This window comes from Tessaracoccus zhenghani, from assembly GCF_054552775.1.
Genome location: NZ_CM137275.1, coordinates 1,759,577 through 1,780,923 on the forward strand (window position 1 = coordinate 1,759,577; position 21,347 = coordinate 1,780,923).

Consider the following 21,347-nt stretch of genomic DNA (forward strand, 5'->3'; position numbering starts at 1 on the left):
GGCCGGCCATGCTTCTTGATCGAAGCCGAGGGGAAAGTTGAGCAGATCCATACATTGTCGAGGAACAGTGGACGTATCAGCCGGAAGGACCGGCACCTGAATGAGGGAGACCACCATGATCACCAAGCGCAGGATCGCCGCCATCGCCGCCGCAGCCGCGGCAGTCGTCGCTATGACCACCACCTCCGCCGGAGCAGTCGAACCCACTGGCCGCGAGTTCGCCGACCACGTCCGCATGATGGCCCAGTCAGAGATGGGCCTCGACGGCACCCACAACCCCGGCATGCACCAGGGATTCTCCGGCATGGAGCACCACCACTCCTCCTGACCGGAAGGTCACCTCGTCACGCGATCCCCACCTGGCCACAAGCCGAGCGGGGATCGAACAGGTTGCCCGTGCCGAGCCTTCCCCCGCCCCGGCCCCGCCGCCACCGCGCCAGAACCACAGCGTGTCTTGATCGATTCTTGACCCTCCGCGGGTTGGTTCCCGAGCTGAGGGTGAATAGCCTCGAGGGGAGTCCGGCGATCCCCGTCGGCCAGGAACGGAGCACCAACACATGTCACGTACGAAGCGGATCACCGCCACCGTGGCCGGGCTGGCCCTCACAGCCACCCTGGCAGCCTGCGCAGACCAGAGCGCCACGACCTCTCCGGCAGCCTCTGCCTCCCCCACAGTTACATCCAGGGCCACGGAGTCAGCGTCTGCGAGCGCCTCGTCAGACGTCGCCGCGGACCACAACGAGCAGGACATCACCTTCACTCAGATGATGATCATCCATCACGAGGGTGCCATTGAGATGTCTGAGCTGGCCATCGAACGGGCCGAAAACGCCGAGGTCGTCGAACTCGCCAAGCGGATCTCCGCAGCCCAAGGACCCGAGATCGACGAGATGACCACCTGGTTGGGCGCTTGGGGCGAAGACGTCTCCCCCGACGACCACGGCGGCATGGACATGGGTGGCATGGACATGGACGGGATGACCCAGGAGGAGATGATGACTCAGCTCGACGCACTGTCCGGCGCCGAGTTCGATCAGGCGTTCCTCGAGGCCATGGTCGCCCACCACCAGGGGGCGATCGGGATGGCCGAGCAGCAGTTGGCTGAGGGCCAGAACCCCGATGCTCTCTCGTTGGCGCAGAAGATCATCGACGACCAGCGGGCTGAGATCACCGAGATGCAGGAGTTGCTCACCAGCCTCTGATCCGACGCCTGGTGCGCGGACAAAGGTCAACCGTGCCGAACCGGCAGTTGACCACGCGATGCGGTGGCTAGGGTTGTCCTCATGACCCGCGCTGTTCTCTTCGACCTCGACGGCACGCTCGCCGACACCGTGCCGCTCATCGCCGAGTACATCGCCGGGGCGCTCAATGCTCACGGCATCGAGTGCGTCCCGCGCGACGTCTACCCGCTGATCGGCCGCCCCATCGAGTTCGCGATGGGCGAGTTGCACACGTTCGCCGACGACCCGGAGCGGTTGAACCGCATCATCGTGGAGTACCGCGACGCCCTCCACCTCGCGGTCAACGCCGCCGGTTCCCAGCTGGTCCTCCCCGGCGTGCGGGAGATGTTGGAGGACCTGCGTCTGGCGGGCTACCGCATCGGCGTGGTGACGGCGAAGGGCACCGCCTCGGCCATCCACCTGCTCGACATCACGGAGTTGAGCCACCTCATCGACGCCTTGGTCACCACCGAGGACGTCGAGCACGGCAAGCCCGCGCCGGATTCGGCGCTGCTGGGCCTCGAGCGCCTCGAGGTCCAGGCTGAGGGCACTTGGTACGTGGGCGACGCCGTGAGCGACATGACCATGGCCATCGCGGCCGGGATGCGGCCGATGGGCATCACCACCGGCGCCGCGACCCGCGAAGAGCTGCTCGCCGGCGGGGCCGAGGTGGTTGTGGACTCCGCCGCTGAGGTCACGGCACTGCTGACCACCGACCGCTGAAAATTCAGAGGGAGGTTTCTGCCACATCGGGCCATAAGCGGACGATGTGGCAGGAATCTCCCTCCGTTTCCCGGTCACCTCGGGCTGGGCGGTCGCAGATGCAGGCCGGAACGCAGTTCCGCCTGCAAGGAGAGCTTCGTGGCCTCCCAGGAGTGGTGCACCTGGTTGAAGGCCAACCCCACGGGCGTGTAGCCGAGGTCACGCAGGCCGAGGTAGCGCTCGTAGTCCTCGTCGCGGTACTCGTGGAACTCCGCGCTGTCGCACTCCAGGACGAGGGACCTGCCCACAAGGAGATCGACTCTCCCCACACCCGCGATCCATACCTGGGCCTGCACCGGGATCCGTTGCTGCTGCAGCCAGAGCCGCACCCGGGTCTCGGAGCCGGATTCCGCCAGCGGGCTGAAGAACTTCAGCACCCGCTGCTTCCGCGCCGGGGCATCGGCGATCAGCAGCTCCGCTTCGGTGCGGGTGATCAGTTCCTTGTGGGCTGCAGATTCCAGCACCATCAGCGCCTCTTCCGGGCTGTGGTGCCGGATGACCTGAGCCAGACAGTCCTTGACGGGGAAGACCGCCTGTCCCGGAAGCGCCGCGGTGTGGCGGTGCCAACCTGCCCGCCCCACCGTGACCCCCTTCCCCACGACGATGTGCGGCTTCGGATGAGAAGGGGTCCAAAGTCCGTGATGCTTGCAGCCAGACAGGCAGCCCAGCCGACCGCCCACCCGCACAGCCGCGATCAGCCAGGATTCCGCAGTGGGGTGGGCGTACCAGCCGTGGGCCACCCTGGTCAGGGTGCCCGCCGACACGGCCGCTTCGATGTTCTTACCCGTCCATTCCTTGGCCAGGAGGTCGGCACGGGAAATGACGAGTTGGGTCATCGGAATCTGGAGGGAGATTTCTGCCACATCGGGCTGTTTACGGGCGATGTGGCAGGAATCTCCCTGCGAATTTCAGTGCCATGTTCCATGGCAGCACTGTGGCCGGTCAGGCCACCGATTCACCGTTGTCCACAGCTTCCGCCACGCTGGCCTCGAAGCCGCCCTCGGCGTAGACCGGGTAGAAGCCCAGCGCCTCGTTGACCTGCAGCATGTGGCGGTTCTCCTCGGCGTTCCACGTCAGGATCGCCCGGGCGTTGGGCTCCTTGTCGCGCACCTGGATGAGGTTGGCGGCCTTCACGAGCATGCCCAACCGGTGGCCCCGGTGGTCCGGCAGCACGATCGTGTCCCACTGGTCCACGAAGGCCAGCGGATTGGCCCGGTCCACGTGCATCTCGCTCAACGCCACGAGGTCGCCGGTGGGCAGGTGCCGCACCACGGCCCGGTAGATCCGGTCCGTCAACAGCCTTACCGCCTCGGCCTGTCGGACTCGCTCGGCGTCCCATCTGCGTTCCACGACGGTGAGCTCACCCTGCGGGGGATCCACCGCCATCCGCTCCATCAGAACCGCGTAGCCCGCCAACATTCCCTCGGGCATCGGCCCTTCGACGGTGACCACCTCGTACTCGGCACCCGCCACCCCCTGCGCCTCGGCCAGCGCCTCGGCGGGATCGACGAGAGGCCGGGCGAAGTCGTACCGGCTGACGCGCTCCGCCTGCTTGAGCTTCAGCCCGTTCGCCAGCGCCAGCTTCACTCCCCCGTGGCCGGGGTCCACTCCGCCGAAGCCCGACGACGGCCTCAGCGGCTCGTCGACGATGGGCGTGGTGATCCACACCTGGAACATGGTGACGCCCTCGGCCACGAGCACCTCGCGCACCGTGTCGGCCAGCGCCTGCCCCAACCCGGTCCCACGGTGGGACGGGGTGACGTACAGCGTGACGTAGGCCAGCTCCGGCTGGTCCACCATGTTGCGGGCCGTGCGCGCCCACCCCGCGGCGACTTCGGCGTCGCGGGCCAGGAACCACCGGGTGGCCCATTCCTTCTCGGCCCTGGCGGAGACGAGATCCGCCTCCGGATCGACGTCCCACTCGGGCCCGCCGATGATCTCGCGGTTGCATTCGGTTTCGAGCCGCTTGTGGTCCGCCCAGTCGGGGTCGGAGGCCAGTTCGGGCAGAGGGATTTCAAAGATGTTCATGATGAGTCCTGAAGAGAGTGCGATGAGGTCGTCGGGAAAGGCAGCAGCGGCGTTGCCCGGGGCCGCGAAAACACATCGGCACACACAGCGACAACGCCTGGGAAAACCCGCGCGCTCAGAGCCTCATCATCATGGAAAACACCTTGGCACTGGGACGACGGCTGCGCAAGACCCCGTGCGGAAATTAACCCGAGCGTGCGGCCCGGTCTACAGTGGAGGCGCACTCGAGAGAAAGCACGATCTGCATGAGCGAGACCCCCGTCGAGTCGGAGCACCGCGACACTGACGCGTCCCCCGTTCTCCAGCCGGATTCCTTCGGTCGCTGGATGGCCCGGCTCCTCAAGGGCATCGCCGTCGGCGTCGGCGCGATCCTGCCAGGCCTGTCCGGTGGCGTGCTCGCGGTGATCTTCAAGCTCTACGACCCGCTGATCCGCTTCCTCGCCAATCCGCGCCGCAACTTCCTGCGCAACGTGTTGTTCTTCATCCCCGTCGGCATCGGCGTCGGGCTCGGCATCCTCGGCTTCGCCGTCGTGGTCGAGGCGGCCTTCGGCAAGTACGCCGCGCAGTTCGTGTGCCTGTTCATCGGCTTCGTCATCGGCACATTCCCGTCGCTCTACTACCAGGCCGGCAAGCGCGGGCGCAGCACCAAACACCTCATCATCATGGCGGTCTCCGCCGCCGCGATCTTCGCGCTGATGCTGGTGGGCGGCCAGTCCGGCGAACTCCTGCACGTGGAGCCCAGCATCCCCGCCTGGTTCGGCTCCGGCGCCCTGATCGGCCTGGGCCTCATCGTCCCCGGCATGAGCCCCTCGAACTTCCTCATCTACTTCGGCCTCTACGACAAGATGGCCAGCGGCATCAAGGCGCTGGACCTGGGCACGGTCATCCCGCTCGCGCTGGGCCTCATCGTCTGCGTGCTGATCTTCGCCAAGGCCGCAGCGTGGGCCTTCGACCGCCACTACGCGGGCATGTACCACTTCATCCTGGGCATGGTGGTCGGTTCCTCGCTCGCCATCTTCCCGACGGTGGTCTTCCCCGCCTTCTCCGCCGAGGGGCTGCGCGCCGCAGACCTGAGCTTCACCAACGCGGTGCTCTTCGCCGTCGTGCTCCTGGTGGTGGGCGTCATCGCGTCCTGGCTGTTCAGCAAGGTGGAGGACCGGGTGACGGATCAGCGCGAGGCCCTGGTGGAAGCTGCCGACGAATAGCTCCGGGCAGCAATGGAGCGGGCGACGGGAATCGAACCCGCGTGTTCAGCTTGGGAAGCTGACGCTCTACCATTGAGCTACGCCCGCGTTTGCGAACCCAAGACTAGCAGGCATCCAGCCCCCGTCCGCAGCACCCCGAAATTGGCAGGACATGAGTAGGCTTGGAGCCGTGACTGACGCACAGCCCCACCTCAAACGGGATGAGCGCGCCATCACGCGCCTGGCCATGGCCCACGACGCGTCACATTTCCTGTTGACGCCGGCCGCCGTCGTCACCCCCACCAGCGTGGAGGACGTCTCAGACCTGATGGCGGAGGCCTCCTTCATCCGTCAGCCCATCACGTTCCGCTCAGGCGGCACCAGCCTGTGCGGGCAGTCGGTGACCGACGGAGTGCTGGTCGATGTGCGCAAACACTTCCGCGGGGTGGAGGTCCTCGACGGCGGCGAACGGGTCCGCGCCGGAGCCGGAGCCACTCTCGCGGCGGTCAACGCGCGGCTCGCGCCGTACGGCCGGCGGATGGGGCCGGACCCCACCAGCGAGGTGGCGTGCACCATCGGCGGCATCATCGCCAACAATTCCAGCGGCATGCTGGCCGGCAACCACGAGACGGCCTATCACACGCTCGAGTCGATGGTGTTCGTCCTGCCAAGCGGACGCATCGTCGACACCGCTGATCCCACGGCCGACATCACTCTCCGGCTGGAGGAGACCAAGCTGATCGGCGGGCTCCACATGCTGCGCAACCGGTTGCGCACCAACCCCACGTCCATCGCCGAGATCAACCGCCTCTTCAGCATCAAGAACACCATGGGTTACGGCATCAACGCGCTGCTGGAGTTCCACCGCCCCGTCGACATCATCCCCCACCTCCTCGTCGGCTCCGAGGGCACGCTGGGGTTCGTCGCGGAGGCCACGTTCCGCACCGTGCCGCGCTACAGCCACTCGGCGGCGGCGCTGGCGGTGTTCCCCAACCTCGACGCCGCGGCCACCGCCGCCCAGGGCCTGGTGGAACACGGGTTCGAGGCGATCGAATTGATGGACGTGGCGGCGCTGCGCGTCGTGCGCGAGCAGCCCACCGCGCCTTCGATCATCCGCGACGCGGACCTCACCACGCAGGCGGTGCTGCTCGTCGAGCTCCACGACACCTCCGCGGAGAACCTCGCGGAGCGCGTCGCCCGGGCGGAGAAGGCGCTGGGCGAACTGAACGCAGTGGACGTCGTCGAACTCACCACAGATCCCACGCAGCGCAACGCGCTCATCGAACTGCGCCGGGGCCTCTACGCCCTGGTGGCCGGCGCGCGTGCCTCGGGCACCACCACCCTGCTGGAGGACCTGAGCCTGCCGCTCGAGAACTTCGCAGACATGTGCAAGGCCCTCGACGTGCTGTTCGACAAGCACGGCTACGGCATCGACAACGTGCCCCTGTTCGCCCATGCGCGTGACGGCAACATCCACTTCCTGCTCAGCGAACGCTTCAATCAGCCCGCCGGTCTGCTGCGCTACCGGAAGTTCACCCGCAGCCTGGTGCGCGAGGTGTTGCGCCGCGGAGGCGTCCTCAAGGCGGAGCACGGCACGGGGCGCGCCATGGCGCCGTTCGTCAACGCCCAGTACGGCGACGAGCTGTACGAGGTGATGCGCGAGATCAAGCACCTCTTCGACCCGGCGGGCATCATGAACCCCGGCGTCATCATCTCCGACGACCCCGACGAGCACCTGCGCAACCTCAAGCTCATGCCCACCATCGAGCCGGAGGTGGACTCCTGCATCGAGTGCGGCTACTGCGAATCGGTGTGCCCCTCGCGCGACCTGACGATCACCCCCCGCCAGCGCATCGTGCTGCGCCGCGAACTGGCCGCCCGCCAGTCGGACCACGAACTGCTCGACCAGATCACCGACGACTACCTCTACGCCGCCATCGAGACCTGCGCCGTCGACGGAATGTGCTCGGTGGCGTGCCCCCTCGGCATCAACGTCGGCGACCTCGTACGTCACCAGCGCCAGGAACTCGCGCAGGGCGTGGAGAAGACCGCCTGGACGTCGGCGGCGAAACACTGGGGGCTGGCCACCCGGATGGGCTCCGCGGCCCTCACCATGGCCAAAACCACCACCCCGCTCGCCCTGGCCGTCACCAGCGCCGGCCGACGCCGGCTCGGCGAGGAGGCCGTCCCCGGCTACGACGAGGACCTGCCACGCGGAGCCGGCCTGAAGCGCAGGCCGAGCAGGAAGGACCGCGGCCGGATCTACGGGGTGGCCGCGTACTTCCCCAGCTGCCTCCAGACCGTCCTCGCCCCCGCCGGGCAGGGCACGTTCCAGGCGTTCCGCGACGTCTCCAACCGGGCGGACGTCTCCGTCTCGCTGATCGACGCCACAGACCTGTGCTGCGGCGCCCCCTGGAAGGCCAAGGGTCTTGTCGAGGGCTACGAGATCATGACGGCCAAGACCCTCAAGGGCATCGACGTGCACGGCCCCGACGGCGCCAGCCTGCCCATCGTGATAGACGCCTCCAGCTGCGCCCTCGCGCTCCAGGAGATGGCCGAGGGACACGACATCGAGGTCCTCGACCTCGTCCAGTTCACCGCGGAGCACCTCCTCCCCCACCTCAAAGTCACCCACCCCATCGACTCCATCGCGCTGCACCCCACGTGCGCGTCCACCCGGATGGGGATCAACGAGCACCTGCTGGCCATCGCCAACGCCATCAGCGACGACGTGGTGGTGCCGGACAGCTGGGCCTGCTGCGGCTGGGCCGGCGACCGGGGGGTGTTGCACCCCGAGCTGACGGAGTCGGCGACGCGGGAGATGGCCGAGGAACTCGGAGGGCGGCAGTTCGCCGCGTACGCGTCCACCAACCGCACCTGCGAACTCGCGATGACCCGCGCCACCGGGCAGACCTACCGCCACATCATCGAACTGCTCGCGCAGGCGACCCGCCCTTGAGCTGACCGCCCGGTCTCGCCCGGGCGTCCCTCAGGAGGCGTCGGCGGCGGCCCGGATCAGCTCGGCGAGCCCCAGGTCGCGCGACTCGGGCGTGAACCCCATCCGCACCACCACCAGGTCCAGGCTGGGCGCGACATACATCCGCTGGCCGTCGTGGCCCTGCGCCCAGAACAGGTCCTCGGGGAGGTCCGGGTGTGCCAGGGTCCCGTCGCCGCGCAGGTTCGTCCACCACGACGACGCGTAACCCGCCTCCTCCGTGGCGTACTCCCCGGTGTCGGCGCCGGTCAGCGGCACGACGGTGGTGGACTCCTTGACCCAGCCCTCCGGCAGCAACCGGACATCGTCGACCACGCCGTCGTCCAGCACAAACTGGCCGATCCGGGCCCAGTCGCGTGGCGTGGCCCACAGGTAGGACCCGCACACCGGCGTGCCGGCCGCGTCCGGTTCCAGCACCGCTGAGGCCAACCCGAGCGGGGCGAACAACTGTTCGCGTGGCATGGTCGGGCCCGCCCCCAGACGATCGTTCAGGACCGAACACACCAGGGTCGTCGACCCCGACGAGTACTGCTGGAACGTCCCCGGCTCGTGCGCCGCAGGCTGCCCGGCGACGTAGGCAGCCATGTCGTCGGAGTTGAACAGCATCTCCGTGATGGGCGTGCCCAGGTCGTACTCCTCGTCCCATTCCAGCCCGCTGGTCATCCGCAGCAACTGGTCGACGGTGATCCCAGCGCGCACATCCGTCCACTCCGGGAGCAGGTTGGCGTCGTCGAGGGCCACCGCCCCCTGCATCACCGCCCGCCCCGTCACGAGGTTCGTCACGGACTTGGTCATCGACCAGCCGAGCTGGGGCGTGTTCGCCGTGAAGCCGTCGGCGTAGCGCTCGCCCACGATGACGCCGTCCTTCACCACCACGATGGCACGGGTGCCCAGCGCCCCCGCCTCGTCGTCGGACAGCCCGTCGCCGAACGCGCGGCCGATCGCCTCGTCCAGGGAGGCGTCGAGGGCGGGCTCGTCCGTCAGCAGGGAGGTGGGCGGCAGCGCCTCGGGGGTCGGGAAGAGGGGGCGCCGCGGCGACAGCGTGCAGCCCAGGCCCTCCGTGTAGTAGGCGGTCTGGCCCGCGAACAGTCCGAGGACGTTGACGTAGGCGTAGCCGCCGTTCTTGAACTGCGTCAGGAAGGGCACCAGCGGGTTGGGCGGCAGGTCCTCCGACGCGTCGGTGCGCCCCGCGACCTCGGTGACCGCGCACAGGCTGTGCGCCGCGTAGCCCGTGCCCGTCCGCAGCAGCGGCCGCACGTAGAGATAGCCCGCCAGCACCATCGACACCACGATGGCGAGCACCACGCCCACCACGACCCACCGGGGCCGGCGGCGTCCCACCCTCGTGGCCACTCAGTCTCCCAGGTTGGTGCCGACCCCGCGCGCGGCGCGGACCCACTCGTGGTCCACGGGCACGGTCTTCAGGTTGCCGGCGACGTCCTCCAGCGGGACGGGCACCGCCGCGCCGCACTGCGAAGCGACCGTGATACCGAAGGTGCCTTCCGCCACGAGATCCGCCCCGGCAGATCCCAGCAGGGTGCCCAGCACCCTGTCGTTGGCGTCCGGGATGCCACCGCGCTGCACGTACCCCAGGATGGTCACGCGCGACTCCAGCCCGGTGATCTGCTCGAGCGATTCGGCCAGCTTGAAGGCGTTGTTGCGGTGGCTCGCCACCACGGCGTCGCGGTGCTTGTCTGCGGCCGCCTTCGCCTCCGCGGTGGAGGCGTGCTTGCGCAGCACCTCCGCAGCGGCCAGGTCCGCCGAGTCCTTCTCGTCGCGGGCGCCCTCGGCCAGCGCGATGACGGAGAAGTTGCGGCCCGAGGCGGCCCGCCGGTGGACCGATTCCGCCACCGCCTCCACCGAGTACGGGATCTCCGGGATCAGGATGACGTCGGCCCCGCCGGCGATGCCTGCGCCCAGCGCGAGCCAGCCGGCCTTGTGGCCCATGATCTCCACGACGATGATGCGGTGGTGCGAGTGGGCTGTGGAGTGCAGCCTGTCCACGGCCTCCGTCGCGATGCCCAGCGCCGTGGAGAAGCCGAAGCTGGTCTCGGTGTGCGCGATGTCGTTGTCGATGGTCTTCGGCAGGTGGATGACGTTGAGCCCCGCCGCGGCGAGGCGCTTTGCGTTCTTGGCCGTGCCGCCGCCCCCGATGCACACGAGGCCGTCGAGGTCGTTCTTCTCGTAGTTCTCGACGATCGTGGACGTCATGTCGCGGACCTCGCCGTCGATCACCATCTTGTGCGGCTTGTCCCGCGAGGTGCCGAGGATGGTGCCGCCGATGGTGAGGATGCCCGACAGCGCGTCCGAGTCGAGCACCTGGAAGTTGTTCTCGACGAGGCCCTTCAGCCCGGATCGGAAGCCGAGCAGCTCCATGCCGTGCTGCCCGATCGCAGCCTTGCCGAAGCCGCGGATGGCCGCGTTCAAGCCGGGCGAGTCGCCGCCTGCCGTCAGAATCCCGATGCGCTTTGCCATGTGCCCACCCTAGAGCGGCGGGGCCCCGCCCGTGTGCCGTTCCGCGCCCGCAGCCCCCGGCCATCCGTGGCATCCCTGAACCGACCCGGGATGCGGCCCGCCCGGCTGTCGGCGGGACGGGTAGACGACCTACAGTGGATCCATGTCGATCGAACAGAACCGGCTGCAGGAACTGCGGTGCGCGGACCAGGACCGTGAGTTGGTGGCGCAGTTGCTGAACAACGCCTACGCCGACGGCCGGTTGACGTTCGACGAACACGCGGACCGCATCGCCAAGGCCTACGACGCCAAGACCTTCGGCGACCTCACCCCCCTGACGACCGATCTGGTGGCCCCGCAGCCCCAGCCCGTCGTGGAGCCGTATTCGGCCCCCACCCCGGCGGGGTCGCCGGACCGCAGGCCGGTGCCCGCCCAGTTCGCCGGGCCGCCCGCGGTGCCGGGGATCGACGCGTTCACCGGCGGCAACGCCGTGATGTCGACGTTCAAACCCGGCCAACTCCACACGATCGCGTCCAACGTGACGATCAACTCGTGGCTGGGTGATGCCAGGATCGACCTGGTGGGCGCGGCCTTCGAGAGCCGCGACACCACCATCAACGTCGGCGGGCTCATGGGCGAGATCAGCATCCGCGTGCCCGAGGGCGTTTCCGTGGACCTGTCCCGGTTGAACATGATCATGGGCGAATCGAAGGTGGACGGTGCCGTGCCCCACCCGGACGGTATCCGGCTGCGGCTCGTCGGCACCTTCATCATGGGCGAAGTGACCGTGTTGGGCCCTGACACGACCCGCGTCCGCAAATACCAGAGGTTCACCCGTTGATGAATGACCTGTTCGACCCGCCCGGCACCCCCTGGCAGCGTCTCTCCGGTAACTACCTGACCCAGAAAATGATCCTCATCCCGCTGGGATGGGGGTTCTTCTTCGCGTTTCTCGCGGTGCCCGTGCTCCTGTGGGGCACCAGTTGGATGCGCTGGTCCTTCTTCGCCCTGGCGGTGGTGGTGATCGCGTGGCGGATGATCCGCGCGCCGCGGGTCTTCCGACGGTGGGGTTACGCCGAACGCGACGAGGACGTCTACCTCACACGCGGCCTCTGGAGCCGGAGCCTGCAGTGCGTGCCCTACGGCCGCATGCAACTCGTCCAGGTCCAGTCCGGGCCGCTCGACCGGTTGTTCGGCCTTGCCACCGTTCAGATGATCACGTCGTCCACCAGCGGCACCGTCACCATCCCTGGTCTCCCCGCCGCTGACGCGGCCGCTCTGCGCGACCGCCTGATCGCCCGCGGCGAGCAGCAGCAGGCCGGGATCTGATGACCCACGGGCCTGATTTCCTCCCGCCCCTGCCTCCCCCGGATCCGGCGGACCGCGTCGAGGCGGCAGATCCGGTGGTGGCGCCGTCCTTTGCTCCGCCTCCGCCGATCGTCCCCCACGACGACACCCCGGTGCAGCAGCCCGGTCCGACGGCCTTCCCGCCGCCCCACCCGTTCGAGCCGCAGGCCCCCCGCGCCAAGATCATCGAGCGTCCCCATCCCCTCACGGGCCTCGCCCGCGGCGGGATCGCGCTGGTGGCGGGCGGCTACTTCCTCACGCGCGAGATCCTCGAAGGCTCCTCGGGCTTCGGCAGCAGTGCCCTGTTCATCGGCGGCGGTCTGCTCCTCGTGGCGCTGATCGCGGGCGTCTCGGGGATCTTCACCTGGCGCACCACCACCTTCATCGCCGACGACGACGAGTTCCGCGTGGAGCGACGTTTCCTCTCCGAGACGTCCACGAAGGTGGACTACACCAAGGTGCAGTCAGTCGAGGTCTCCCAACCGCTCATAGCGCGGCTCATGGGGTTGGCCAAGGTGCACATCGATGTCGGCGGCGCCGGCGGTGTGGACCTGGCGTTCCTCTCCCGCGGCCGCGCGGAGTCGATGCGCGAGCACCTCGTCGCGCGGATGCGGCGGGCCCACACACCCGTCGCCGCCCCGAGGTATCCGGCCGACGTCGCGCCCACCCTGGGCGGCCGGCCCCCGGCGCAACTCCCCCAGGCCGGGGAGGACCTGGTGGTGGCGGTGCCGGCCGGCAACCTGCTGCTGGGCGCACTCGTGTCGCTGGGCACCGGGGCTGCAGTGGTGGGCGGCGGCATCCTGGTGGTCTTCGCGCTCCTCGCCCAGACACCGGTCACCATGCTCGCGGCGGCACTGGGCATCGGCGGCTGGATCTGGAACCAGACCGGCCGCAACTGGAACTTCCGCATGACGCGCAGCGACGGCGCGCTGCGGCTCACGCGCGGTGCCCTGAGCACCACCAGCCAGGGGCTGCGCCCCAACCGCATCCAGGGCGTGGCCATCAAGCAGGACCTCCTCCAGCGCGCCACCGGGCTCTACCAGATGACGGTGACGGTGCTGGGCTACGGCGAGCCGTCCGGCGATGAGAACCGGCAGACCAACGCCGTCGTCCTCCCCTACGGGACCTGGGACGACGTGCTCACGGTGCTGCGCGCCCTGTGGCCCGAGGTGGACCTCACCCAGGTGCAGGCGCACCCCCAGCCGGAACGGGCCCGCTGGCTCACGCCGTTCAACTTCAGCAGCCACACCTGGGGCATCGGCGAGCACGTCGTCGTGACGCAGCACGGGTTGCTCGAGCGGGTCATCAGCATCGTGCCGCACCGGCGGATGCAGTCGGCGAGTATCCACCAGGGCCCCCTGCAGCGCCGCCTGAGACTGGCGCACGTGCACGTCCACACCACCGACGGCCCGGTCACTCAGAAGCTCTACCACCTCGACGAGGCCGACGCCCGGCGGGTCTTCGACGAACAGGTCGCCCGCGCCCGCATGGCCCGCGCCACCGCCTGAGTCCCAGCAATCCGGGTGCGCCCCATTTGATCGTGCCAAGCTCCGCTACGCTTGTGCGTCATGAGCATCATCCTTGGCATCGATGTTGGCGGCTCCGGCATCAAAGGCGCACCCGTCGACCTGGCAGCGGGCGACTTCCTGACGGACCGCAAGCGCATCCCCACGCCGGAGAAGTCCACCCCGAAGAACGTCGCAGCCGTCATGGTCGACATCATCGAGGAGTTCAAGGAGCAGATCGGTGACGGCCCCGTTGGCATCACCATCCCGGCCCCCGTGGTGCACGGCCGCATCCCGTTCATCGCGAACCTCGATCAGAAGTGGGCCGGCTTGCAGGCCGACCAGTTCCTCGAGGACAAGCTCGGCCGCAAGATCACGTTGGTCAACGACGCCGACGCCGCCGGTCTGGCCGAGGTGCACTTCGGCGCCGCCAAGGGTCACCCCGGTCTCGTCATCCTGACCACGCTCGGCACCGGCATCGGCACCGCGATCATCTACCGCGGCGTGCTGATCCCCAACGCAGAGCTGGGCCACATCGAGATGATGGGCAAGGACGCGGAGACGCTGGCCGCCTCGTCGGTCAAGGACAAGGAGGGCCTGTCCTACCAGGTCTGGACCGAGGAGCGCCTGCAGCCCTACTACTCGCGCCTGGAGATGTTGCTGTCGCCGGATCTGTTCGTCGTCGGCGGCGGCGTGAGCCGCGACTGGGACAAGTTCGGCCCGCAACTCAAGCTCACCACGGAGATCATCCCGGCCAAGCTCCGCAACCGCGCCGGCATCATCGGTGCGGCCATCGCCGCGCAGGACGCCGTGGAGAACCCGGACCTCCTCGCCAAGCCGCACTGACGCCGTCAGGACTCGCTGTGCCCCTTGCCCAGCGGGTCCGGACCGGGGACGGGGTGTGATGCTCCTGGGGTGGCAACGCCGAGGTTGACGTCGCCCGCCTCGTACGTGGCATTGAGCCGTCGGTAGGTGCGCGTGAAGAAGACCAGCGTCGTCAGGATCAGGCCGCCGATGCTGACGATCACGAACACCAACGCGATGCCCCGCGCGTCGCCGTGCCCCAGCAACCAGCCCCACTGTCGCCGCCCGGCGGGCGACTCCGCGTAGGGAATCAGCCAGAACTGGGCCATCGGCCCGATGATGAAGGCGCTGATCGGGGCCGCGGACACCTCGACGGCCTGCGCGAACCCGAACACCCGGCCCTGCTTGGCCAGCGGCACCACCTGTTGCAGCAGGGTCTGCTCGGCGCCCTCGATGAACGGCATCAGCGCCATGTAGGTCACCAGGCCCGCCACCAGGAGCACGACGGAATCGCGGATGGTGAACGCCCCGGCGATGACCCACATGGCCAGGCTGGCGAACAGCAGCGTGCGCAGCGGGAGCCGGCCCAGGCCCTTCCTGGCGATGATGCCGCCGCCGATCAGGAAGCCGACGCCCGACAGGCCGAACAGGATGCCCCACCATTCCACGGACACCAGTTCCAGGCCGTACGGGTCGAGCAGGCCCATGAAGACGCCGCCCAGGAAGTTGTTGAAGGTGGAGAACAAGATCAGCCCCATCAGCCCCGGGACGGCGGCGACGGCGAGCCACGCGCCCTTGAAGTCCACGGCCTTCGGCGCCCCTTTGGCGTGCACGATCTCCGGCTCCGGGATCCGGATGGTCAGGAGGTGCACCAGGGAGACCAGCACGATGGCCAGGGAGATCATCAGCGTCCAGAACAGCCCCAGCTGTCCGATGGCCAGGCCGGAGAAGATCCCCGTGACCATCATGGTCATGCCGTTGACGGTGCCCACCAGGCCGTTGGCGTTGGCGCGCCTGTCGGACTCCACGAGGATGGTCACGCAGGTGGCCAGCGCGATGGAGCGGATGCTGGCGAGCATGGCCCCGGAGAGCACCAGGAGGCAGAACACCCAGAACCACGGCCGCCCCAGGTCGACGAGGACCTCGGGCGGCGTCAGGAGATAGACGGCCACGGCCAGGAGGAACACCAGAGCGGTTCCGACGGCGGAGGCCACCATCACCTTGTGCTTGTGGTGCCGGTCCACCAGGGTGCCGAACGGTACGCCCATCACCGCCATGCCCAGCATGTAGGCGCCGCCGAGGAACGATGTCGCGAGCACGGACCTGGTCTCGAGGTAGGCCCAGAAGGTGATGCCGAACCAGATGAAGGCGGTGCCCAGCATGGCCGCCGCCGTGGTGCCCAGGACGCGGCCGAAGGTGCCGGGTCTTGCTGCCTCTCGTGAACCCACGAGGCAACCTAACACGCAGCGATGCCCCCCGGAACCCGCGATCCGCGTCAGGTACGCGGGAGCGGCGCGACCTCCCGGTGGGTCACATCCGGTCCGGCGCGTCGATGCCGATCAGGTCGAGGCCCTTGGCCAGCACCTGCTTCGTCGCCGCGCACAGGGCGAGGCGCGACGCTCGCACGTCACCCTCGGACTTCAGCACCGGGCACGCCTCGTAGAACGACGCGAGCGCGCCGGCGAGGTCGTAGAGGTAGGCGCAGAGCTTGTGGGGCTGCAGGTGGTGGGCCACCTCGTCGACCGTCTCGCCGAACCCGCTCAGCAGCAGCGCGAGCTGCTGTTCGGCCGGCTCCTCGAGCACGGTGACCGAACCCCAGTGGATGTCCTCGGCCTCGGCCTTGCGCAGGATCTGGTTGACCCGGGCGTGGGCGTATTGCAGGTAGGGGCCGGTGTCGCCGGTGGTCTGCACCATGCGCTCGGCGTCGAAGGTGTAGTCCTTCTGCAGGCCGTTGGAGAGATCGGCGTACTTGATCGCGGCCAGCGCGATGTTCGGCGCCGCGACCTCCTCGGCCGCGTCGAGCAGGGAGCCCAGGGTGGCGGCGGAGCCGTCGCGGGTCTTGAAGGGGCGGCCGTCGGTGCCGAGCACCATGCCGTAGCCGACGTGCTGCGCGGTGACATCGCCGGGCAGGAAGCCCGCCTTGCGCGCGGCCGCGAAGACCTGCGCGAAGTGACCCGCCTGGCGCAGGTCCGTGACGTAGATGATCCGGTCGGCGTGCAGTTCGTTCACGCGGCGACGGATCGCGGCCAGGTCCGTGGTGGCGTAGCCGTAGCCGCCGTCGGACTTGCGCACGATCAGGGGCGCCTCGAAGCCGTCGACGAACACGCAGAGGGCGCCGTCGTCGACCACGGCGACCCCGCTCTCCTCAAGCTCCTTGACGAGGACGGGGAGGTCGGCGTTGTAGGTGGATTCGCCGGCGAGGTCGTCGTCGGTGAGCTTCACACCCAGACGGCGGTAGGCCTCGTTGAAGGCGGGCTTGGAGATGTCCACGAGCTGCTGCCAGATGCTCAGCGACTGCTCGTCACCCCCCTGGAACACGGCGACGCGGGCGCGGGCACGCGTGGCGAACTCGGCGTCCTCCTTGAACCGGGCGGCGGCGCGCTTGTAGAGCGCATCCGCCTCGTCGAGGCTCAGCGCGGAGACGTCGAGCCCCTCGTCGAGGACCTGCTCGATGAGCATGCCGAACTGGGTGCCCCAGTCGCCGATGTGGTTCTGCGGGATCACTGTGTGACCGAGCGCGGAGAGGACGCGGTTGAAGCAGTCGCCGATGATGGTGGTGCGCAGGTGGCCCACGTGCATCGTCTTGGCCACGTTGGGCGCCGAGTAGTCGATGACCACGCGCTGCGGGTGGTTGGCGGGGTTGATGCCGCCGTGGGGGTCCTCCAGCAGCGACGACACAGCCGCCGCGAGGACGTCGGAGCGCATCCGGAAGTTGATGAAGCCGGGGCCCGCGATCTCCAGGGGCTCGCACAGGTCGTCGACGTCGAGCTTGGCCACGATCTCCGCCGCGACCTCGCGCGGCGGCCGACCCTGCTGCTTGGCCAGCCGCAACGCGACGTTGGACTGGAAGTGACCGAACTGCGGCTTGGTGGCGGGACGCATCTCGGGGTCGACGCCGGTGACCTCACGGAGACGCGCGTCCAGGAGCGCGGGGAGAGACTGCATGAGGGCCATTGTTTCACCTGACGTGAAGCAGTCCCAACCGACGGCCGTTCGGCCGCACCGGCGCGCAATGAGCGGGGGCTGATGGGGCCCGACCGGGTTGGGTGGGGCGGGCCCCGATGAGACCCTGCGGAACCGGGGCCCCACCCCGAGTGCCGGCCTCAACGGAGCCCGGCGAGATCAGCTGGCGTCGACCGCGGCTCGCTCGATGGCGAGGCCCCGACGGTAGCGCTCCATGAACTGGTTGAAGCCCTCGACGTCGCGGGGGTCCGGGTCCATCGTCGAGATCTCGGCCCCGGCGAAGACCTTCGTGGCCAACCAGTCCGCCAGGCTCACGTCGCCCGCGTCGAGGAACGCGGCCAGCAGTGCCATGCCCCAGGCACCGCCCTCACCGGCGACCTCGCCGACCGACACCGGGGTGTTCATGGCTGCGGCCAGGAAGCCCTGCGCGACGCCCTCCGTCTTGAAGAGCCCGCCGTGGGCGAACAGCGAATCGAGCCGCACGCCCTCGTCCTTCAGCAGCACGTCCATCCCGACGCGCAGCGCGCCGAACGTGGAGAACAGGTGGGTGCGCATAAAGTTGGCCAGATTGAACGCGCTGGAGGGGTGCCGCACGAACAGCGGACGACCCTCCTCCATGCCGACGACGTGCTCGCCGGCCAGGTAGTTGTAGGCGAGCATCCCCCCGCCGTCGGGGCTGCCGTTGAGGGCCGCGCGGTACAGCGACTCGAACAGGGTGTTCGTGTCCACCTCGGCGCCACAGGCTGCCAGCGCCTCCCCGAACAGCGACACCCAGGCCGCAAGGTCCACCGCTCCGTTGTTGCAGTGCGCCATGGCCACCAGGTCCCCCGCAGGCGTCGTGACCAGGTCGATCTCCTCGTGCAGGGCCTTCAGTTCGCCCTCGAGCACGACCATCGCGAAGATCGAGGTGCCCGCTGAGACGTTGCCCGTCCGCTGAGCGACGGCGTTGGTGGCCACCATGCCGGTGCCCGCGTCGCCCTCCGGCGGCGCCATGGGCGCCCCGGGCTGCAGCGCGCCGGTGGGATCCAGCAGGCGCGCGCCCTCGTCGGTGAGCGTTCCGGCGTCCTGACCGGCGCTCAGCACGGCGGGCAGGATGTCGCCGATCTTCCAGCCATAGCCACGATCTGCGACCAGTTCGTCGAACTGCCCGAGCATCCGCTCATGGAAGGCGCCGGTGGCGACGTCGATGGGGAACATGCCGCTGGCGTCGCCGACGCCCAGCACCCGTTGGCCCGTCAGCCTCCAGTGGACGTAGCCGGCCAGGGTCGTGAGGAAGTCGATGGACCCGACGTGTTCCTCGCCGCGCAGGATGGCCTGCTGCAGGTGGGCCACGCTCCACCGCTGCGGGATGTTGTGCTGGAACAGCTGCGTGAGCTCCGCCGACGCGTCCTGCGTCATGGTGTTCTGCCAGGTGCGGAACGGGGTGAGCAAATGGCCGTCGGCGTCGAACGGCAGGTAGCCGTGCATCATCGCCGAGACGCCCAGCGCCTTCACCTGCTTCAGCTCGACCCCGGCCGCCTGGCGCACCGCTGCGGCCAGGTCCGCGTAGGCGGCCTGCACGCCCGACCACACGTCGTCGAGGCTGTAGGTCCACACGCCGTCTGCCAACGTGGAGCGCCATTCGTGGCCGCCGGTGGCGATGGGCTGCAGGTCCGGGCCGATGAGCACGGCCTTGATGCGGGTGGAGCCGAACTCGATGCCGAGCGAGGCCCGGCCCTGCTCGACGGCGGTGCGGGCGTTGACGATGGGATCCACTGTGACCTCCGGAAAGAGTTTGTGCTCCCCCATCATCCCGCAGCACGCACGGGGCGCGCACCTCCACCCCCGATTCCTGGCTAATCTGTGGGCCATGCGTATTTCTGTGATCGGTTGCGGTTACCTGGGAGCTGTCCACGCGGCCTGCATGGCCGAGTTGGGCCACGATGTGGTGGGCCTGGACGTGGACGAGGCGAGGATCGCGAAACTCTCCCAGGGGATCGCGCCGTTCCATGAGCCAGGGCTCCCGGAACTGCTCCTCAAACACGTGTCCACCGGCCGGCTGCGCTTCACCACGGACGCCTCGGCGATCGCCGACGCCCAGATCCACTTCATCGGCGTGGGCACGCCGCAGCTCCAGGGCAGGCTCGGGGCAGACCTCACCTACGTCAACCAGGCCGTCGACACCATCCTCGAGCACGCCGTCGTGCCCGAGGACGGACAACCCGTGCTGGTGGCGGGCAAGTCGACGGTGCCCGTGGGCACCTCCGAGGGCATCGCCGCGAAGCTCACCGCGTCAGGCAAGGACATCCTCCTGGCCTGGAACCCGGAGTTCCTCCGCGAGGGCTACGCGGTGGGCGACACCCTGACGCCGGACCGCATCGTCTACGGCCTGTCCGAGGACAAGGAGAGCGGCCACCGCGCCAAGGCCCTCCTCGACGAGTGCTACGCCATCCCGCTGGCCGCGGGCACCCCTCTCATCCTGTCCAACTACCCCACAGCGGAGCTGGTGAAGGTGGCGGCCAACAGCTTCCTCGCCACCAAGATCTCGTTCATCAACTCCATGGCTGAGTTGTGCGACGCCACCGGCGGCGACGTCACGCGGCTGGCCGAGGCCATCGGGCACGACGACCGCATCGGCAAGAAGTTCCTCCAGGCGGGCATCGGCTTCGGCGGCGGCTGCCTGCCCAAGGACATCCGCGCCTTCATGGCCCGCGCCGGTGAGCTGGGCGTCGACGAGGCGCTCACGTTCCTGCGCGAGGTGGACACCATCAACCTGCGCCGCCGCGACCACGCCGTCAACCTGGCCGAGGAGGCCGTCGGGGGCCGCCTCGTCGGCAAGAAGATCGCCGTGCTGGGCATCACCTTCAAGCCGGACACCGACGACCTGCGCGACTCCCCCGCCCTCGACATCGCCGGCCGGCTCTGGGCCCGCGGCGCGGAACTGGCCGTCGTCGACCCCGCAGCCGCCCACACGCTGCGGCAGCGCCAGCCGGAGCTCAACGTCCCCGAAACGGTCGAGGAGGCCGTCACAGGAGCCGACGTCGTCATGCTGCTGACCCCGTGGCGCGAGTACGTGGATCTGGACCCCGCGTCGCTCATCGACCTGGTCAAGACGCCCAACATCATCGACGGCCGCAACGTGCTGAACCCACACGACTGGGCCGACGCGGGCTGGACCTACTACGGCATGGGGCGCAGCGTCTCCACCTGGTGAGCCGACGACCGGCTCAGGTCAGGTGGAAGCGCTCGGCCTTCTCGATGGGGCCGGTGACGAGGATCTCGTCCTCGGCCGACAACACGGAGTCGCCTGAGACGTCCACCCACCGCCCGTCCGCGCGCTTCGAGGCGATGACGGTCACCCCGAACTCGGAGCGGACGTGCACCTCGCGCAGCGGCTTGCCCAGCACGGCTGCGGGCGCGGTGGTGCGCACCAGCGCGTAGCCGCCACCCAGATCGATGTAATCCTTCAGCTGGGCGCGCACCTGGTGGGCCACGCGCACGCCGCTCTCCCGCTCCGGATGGACGACGTGGTGTACGCCGATCTGCTCCAGGATGCGGCCGTGGGCGTCCGAGACGGCCTTGGCCCAGACATGCGGGATGCCGAAGCCGATGAGCAGCGAGCTGGTGAGCAGGCTGGCCTCGACGGAGTCGCCGATGGCGACGACGGCGTGCGTGGCCTCGTGGATCCCCAGCTGCCGCAGCACATCCTCGCGGGTGGCGTCCGCCAGCACCGCGTGGGTGATCCTGCCGTTGAACTGCTGGACCAGGTCTTCGTCGCGGTCGATGGCCAGGACGTCGGCCCCGTCGTTCATAAGTTCGAGCGCGAGCGACTGGCCGAACCGGCCCAGCCCGATGATGACGATGCTGTCGGCCAGGGGCACGTTAC

At 68.9% G+C, this 21,347-nt stretch carries 18 protein-coding genes and 1 tRNA gene; 10 read left to right on the forward strand and 9 right to left on the reverse strand.

What is annotated here, in order from left to right:
* Window positions 1-115 precede the first annotated feature (115 nt).
* The 3 genes from ACX1DX_RS08490 to ACX1DX_RS08500 all read left to right on the forward strand — a co-directional run bounded on the left by ACX1DX_RS08490 (window position 116) and on the right by ACX1DX_RS08500 (window position 1,943).
* A complete protein-coding gene (locus tag ACX1DX_RS08490) occupies window positions 116-328 on the forward strand; it encodes a hypothetical protein (protein WP_459396249.1) in 213 nt (70 codons plus the stop codon).
* A 229-nt stretch (window positions 329-557) separates the two neighbouring features.
* On the forward strand, window positions 558-1,202 hold the full coding sequence (locus tag ACX1DX_RS08495; RefSeq protein ID WP_459396250.1) for a DUF305 domain-containing protein: 645 nt from the start codon (window positions 558-560) through the stop codon (window positions 1,200-1,202).
* A gap of 81 nt (window positions 1,203-1,283) precedes the next feature.
* A complete protein-coding gene (locus ACX1DX_RS08500; protein ID WP_459396251.1) occupies window positions 1,284-1,943 on the forward strand; it encodes an HAD family hydrolase in 660 nt (219 codons plus the stop codon).
* 74 nt (window positions 1,944-2,017) lie between these two features.
* Here the strand turns inward: ACX1DX_RS08500 and ACX1DX_RS08505 are convergent, their stop codons facing one another.
* Together ACX1DX_RS08505 and ACX1DX_RS08510 are read right to left on the reverse strand one after the other, a co-directional pair.
* The gene (locus ACX1DX_RS08505) at window positions 2,018-2,845 is read right to left on the reverse strand and encodes a putative endonuclease domain-containing protein (protein ID WP_459396252.1); all 828 of its coding nucleotides are present in this window, start codon (window positions 2,843-2,845) and stop codon (window positions 2,018-2,020) included.
* Window positions 2,846-2,924: 79 nt separating this feature from the next.
* Entirely contained in the window at window positions 2,925-4,010 is a 1,086-nt protein-coding gene (locus tag ACX1DX_RS08510) for a GNAT family N-acetyltransferase (RefSeq protein WP_459396253.1), read from the reverse strand.
* A gap of 245 nt (window positions 4,011-4,255) precedes the next feature.
* On the opposite strand from ACX1DX_RS08510, the gene ACX1DX_RS08515 reads away from it, so the two are divergent.
* A complete protein-coding gene (locus tag ACX1DX_RS08515; RefSeq protein ID WP_459396254.1) occupies window positions 4,256-5,215 on the forward strand; it encodes a DUF368 domain-containing protein in 960 nt (319 codons plus the stop codon).
* A gap of 13 nt (window positions 5,216-5,228) precedes the next feature.
* On the opposite strand, the gene ACX1DX_RS08520 is transcribed toward ACX1DX_RS08515, so the two are convergent.
* A tRNA-Gly gene (locus ACX1DX_RS08520) sits at window positions 5,229-5,302 on the reverse strand.
* 82 nt (window positions 5,303-5,384) lie between these two features.
* On the opposite strand from ACX1DX_RS08520, the gene ACX1DX_RS08525 reads away from it, so the two are divergent.
* On the forward strand, window positions 5,385-8,153 hold the full coding sequence (locus tag ACX1DX_RS08525; RefSeq protein ID WP_459396255.1) for an FAD-binding and (Fe-S)-binding domain-containing protein: 2,769 nt from the start codon (window positions 5,385-5,387) through the stop codon (window positions 8,151-8,153).
* 30 nt (window positions 8,154-8,183) lie between these two features.
* On the opposite strand, the gene ACX1DX_RS08530 is transcribed toward ACX1DX_RS08525, so the two are convergent.
* On the reverse strand, window positions 8,184-9,542 hold the full coding sequence (locus ACX1DX_RS08530) for a serine hydrolase domain-containing protein (protein WP_459396256.1): 1,359 nt from the start codon (window positions 9,540-9,542) through the stop codon (window positions 8,184-8,186).
* The gene (locus ACX1DX_RS08535) at window positions 9,543-10,664 is read right to left on the reverse strand and encodes a 6-phosphofructokinase (protein ID WP_076061132.1); all 1,122 of its coding nucleotides are present in this window, start codon (window positions 10,662-10,664) and stop codon (window positions 9,543-9,545) included.
* A 142-nt stretch (window positions 10,665-10,806) separates the two neighbouring features.
* Between ACX1DX_RS08535 and ACX1DX_RS08540 the strand changes: the two genes are divergently transcribed.
* From ACX1DX_RS08540 to ppgK, 4 genes are read left to right on the forward strand one after another with little or no spacing between them, the layout of a single operon-like run.
* Complete coding sequence (locus ACX1DX_RS08540) at window positions 10,807-11,484, forward strand: DUF1707 SHOCT-like domain-containing protein (protein ID WP_182764113.1); 678 nt, start codon at window positions 10,807-10,809, stop codon at window positions 11,482-11,484.
* Window positions 11,484-11,972, forward strand: coding sequence for a PH domain-containing protein (locus ACX1DX_RS08545; RefSeq protein WP_076061136.1), 489 nt, complete (start codon window positions 11,484-11,486; stop codon window positions 11,970-11,972). Before ACX1DX_RS08540 ends, ACX1DX_RS08545 begins: the two co-directional genes overlap by 1 nt.
* Window positions 11,972-13,498: a PH domain-containing protein gene (locus tag ACX1DX_RS08550; protein ID WP_459396257.1), complete on the forward strand. Its 1,527-nt coding sequence runs from the start codon at window positions 11,972-11,974 to the stop codon at window positions 13,496-13,498. The genes ACX1DX_RS08545 and ACX1DX_RS08550 overlap by 1 nt, the downstream gene beginning before the upstream one ends.
* 60 nt (window positions 13,499-13,558) lie before the next feature.
* Window positions 13,559-14,341 carry a polyphosphate--glucose phosphotransferase gene (ppgK, locus tag ACX1DX_RS08555; protein ID WP_182764116.1) on the forward strand — a complete coding sequence of 261 codons (783 nt, stop codon included), beginning with the start codon at window positions 13,559-13,561 and terminating at the stop codon, window positions 14,339-14,341.
* A 5-nt stretch (window positions 14,342-14,346) separates the two neighbouring features.
* Here ppgK and ACX1DX_RS08560 read toward each other — a convergent pair whose 3' ends face one another.
* The 3 genes from ACX1DX_RS08560 to ACX1DX_RS08570 all read right to left on the reverse strand — a co-directional run bounded on the left by ACX1DX_RS08560 (window position 14,347) and on the right by ACX1DX_RS08570 (window position 19,237).
* On the reverse strand, window positions 14,347-15,747 hold the full coding sequence (locus ACX1DX_RS08560) for an MFS transporter (RefSeq protein WP_459396258.1): 1,401 nt from the start codon (window positions 15,745-15,747) through the stop codon (window positions 14,347-14,349).
* Between the two features lie 82 nt (window positions 15,748-15,829).
* Window positions 15,830-17,473, reverse strand: a complete 1,644-nt coding sequence (gene argS / locus ACX1DX_RS08565; protein WP_459396259.1) for an arginine--tRNA ligase — start codon at window positions 17,471-17,473, stop codon at window positions 15,830-15,832.
* A gap of 168 nt (window positions 17,474-17,641) precedes the next feature.
* Window positions 17,642-19,237: a xylulokinase gene (locus ACX1DX_RS08570; RefSeq protein ID WP_459396260.1), complete on the reverse strand. Its 1,596-nt coding sequence runs from the start codon at window positions 19,235-19,237 to the stop codon at window positions 17,642-17,644.
* Between the two features lie 94 nt (window positions 19,238-19,331).
* Between ACX1DX_RS08570 and ACX1DX_RS08575 the strand changes: the two genes are divergently transcribed.
* Window positions 19,332-20,675, forward strand: a complete 1,344-nt coding sequence (locus ACX1DX_RS08575) for a UDP-glucose dehydrogenase family protein (protein ID WP_459396261.1) — start codon at window positions 19,332-19,334, stop codon at window positions 20,673-20,675.
* A 13-nt stretch (window positions 20,676-20,688) separates the two neighbouring features.
* On the opposite strand, the gene ACX1DX_RS08580 is transcribed toward ACX1DX_RS08575, so the two are convergent.
* Window positions 20,689-21,342 carry a potassium channel family protein gene (locus ACX1DX_RS08580; RefSeq protein ID WP_459396262.1) on the reverse strand — a complete coding sequence of 218 codons (654 nt, stop codon included), beginning with the start codon at window positions 21,340-21,342 and terminating at the stop codon, window positions 20,689-20,691.
* Between the last annotated feature and the right edge of the window lie 5 nt (window positions 21,343-21,347).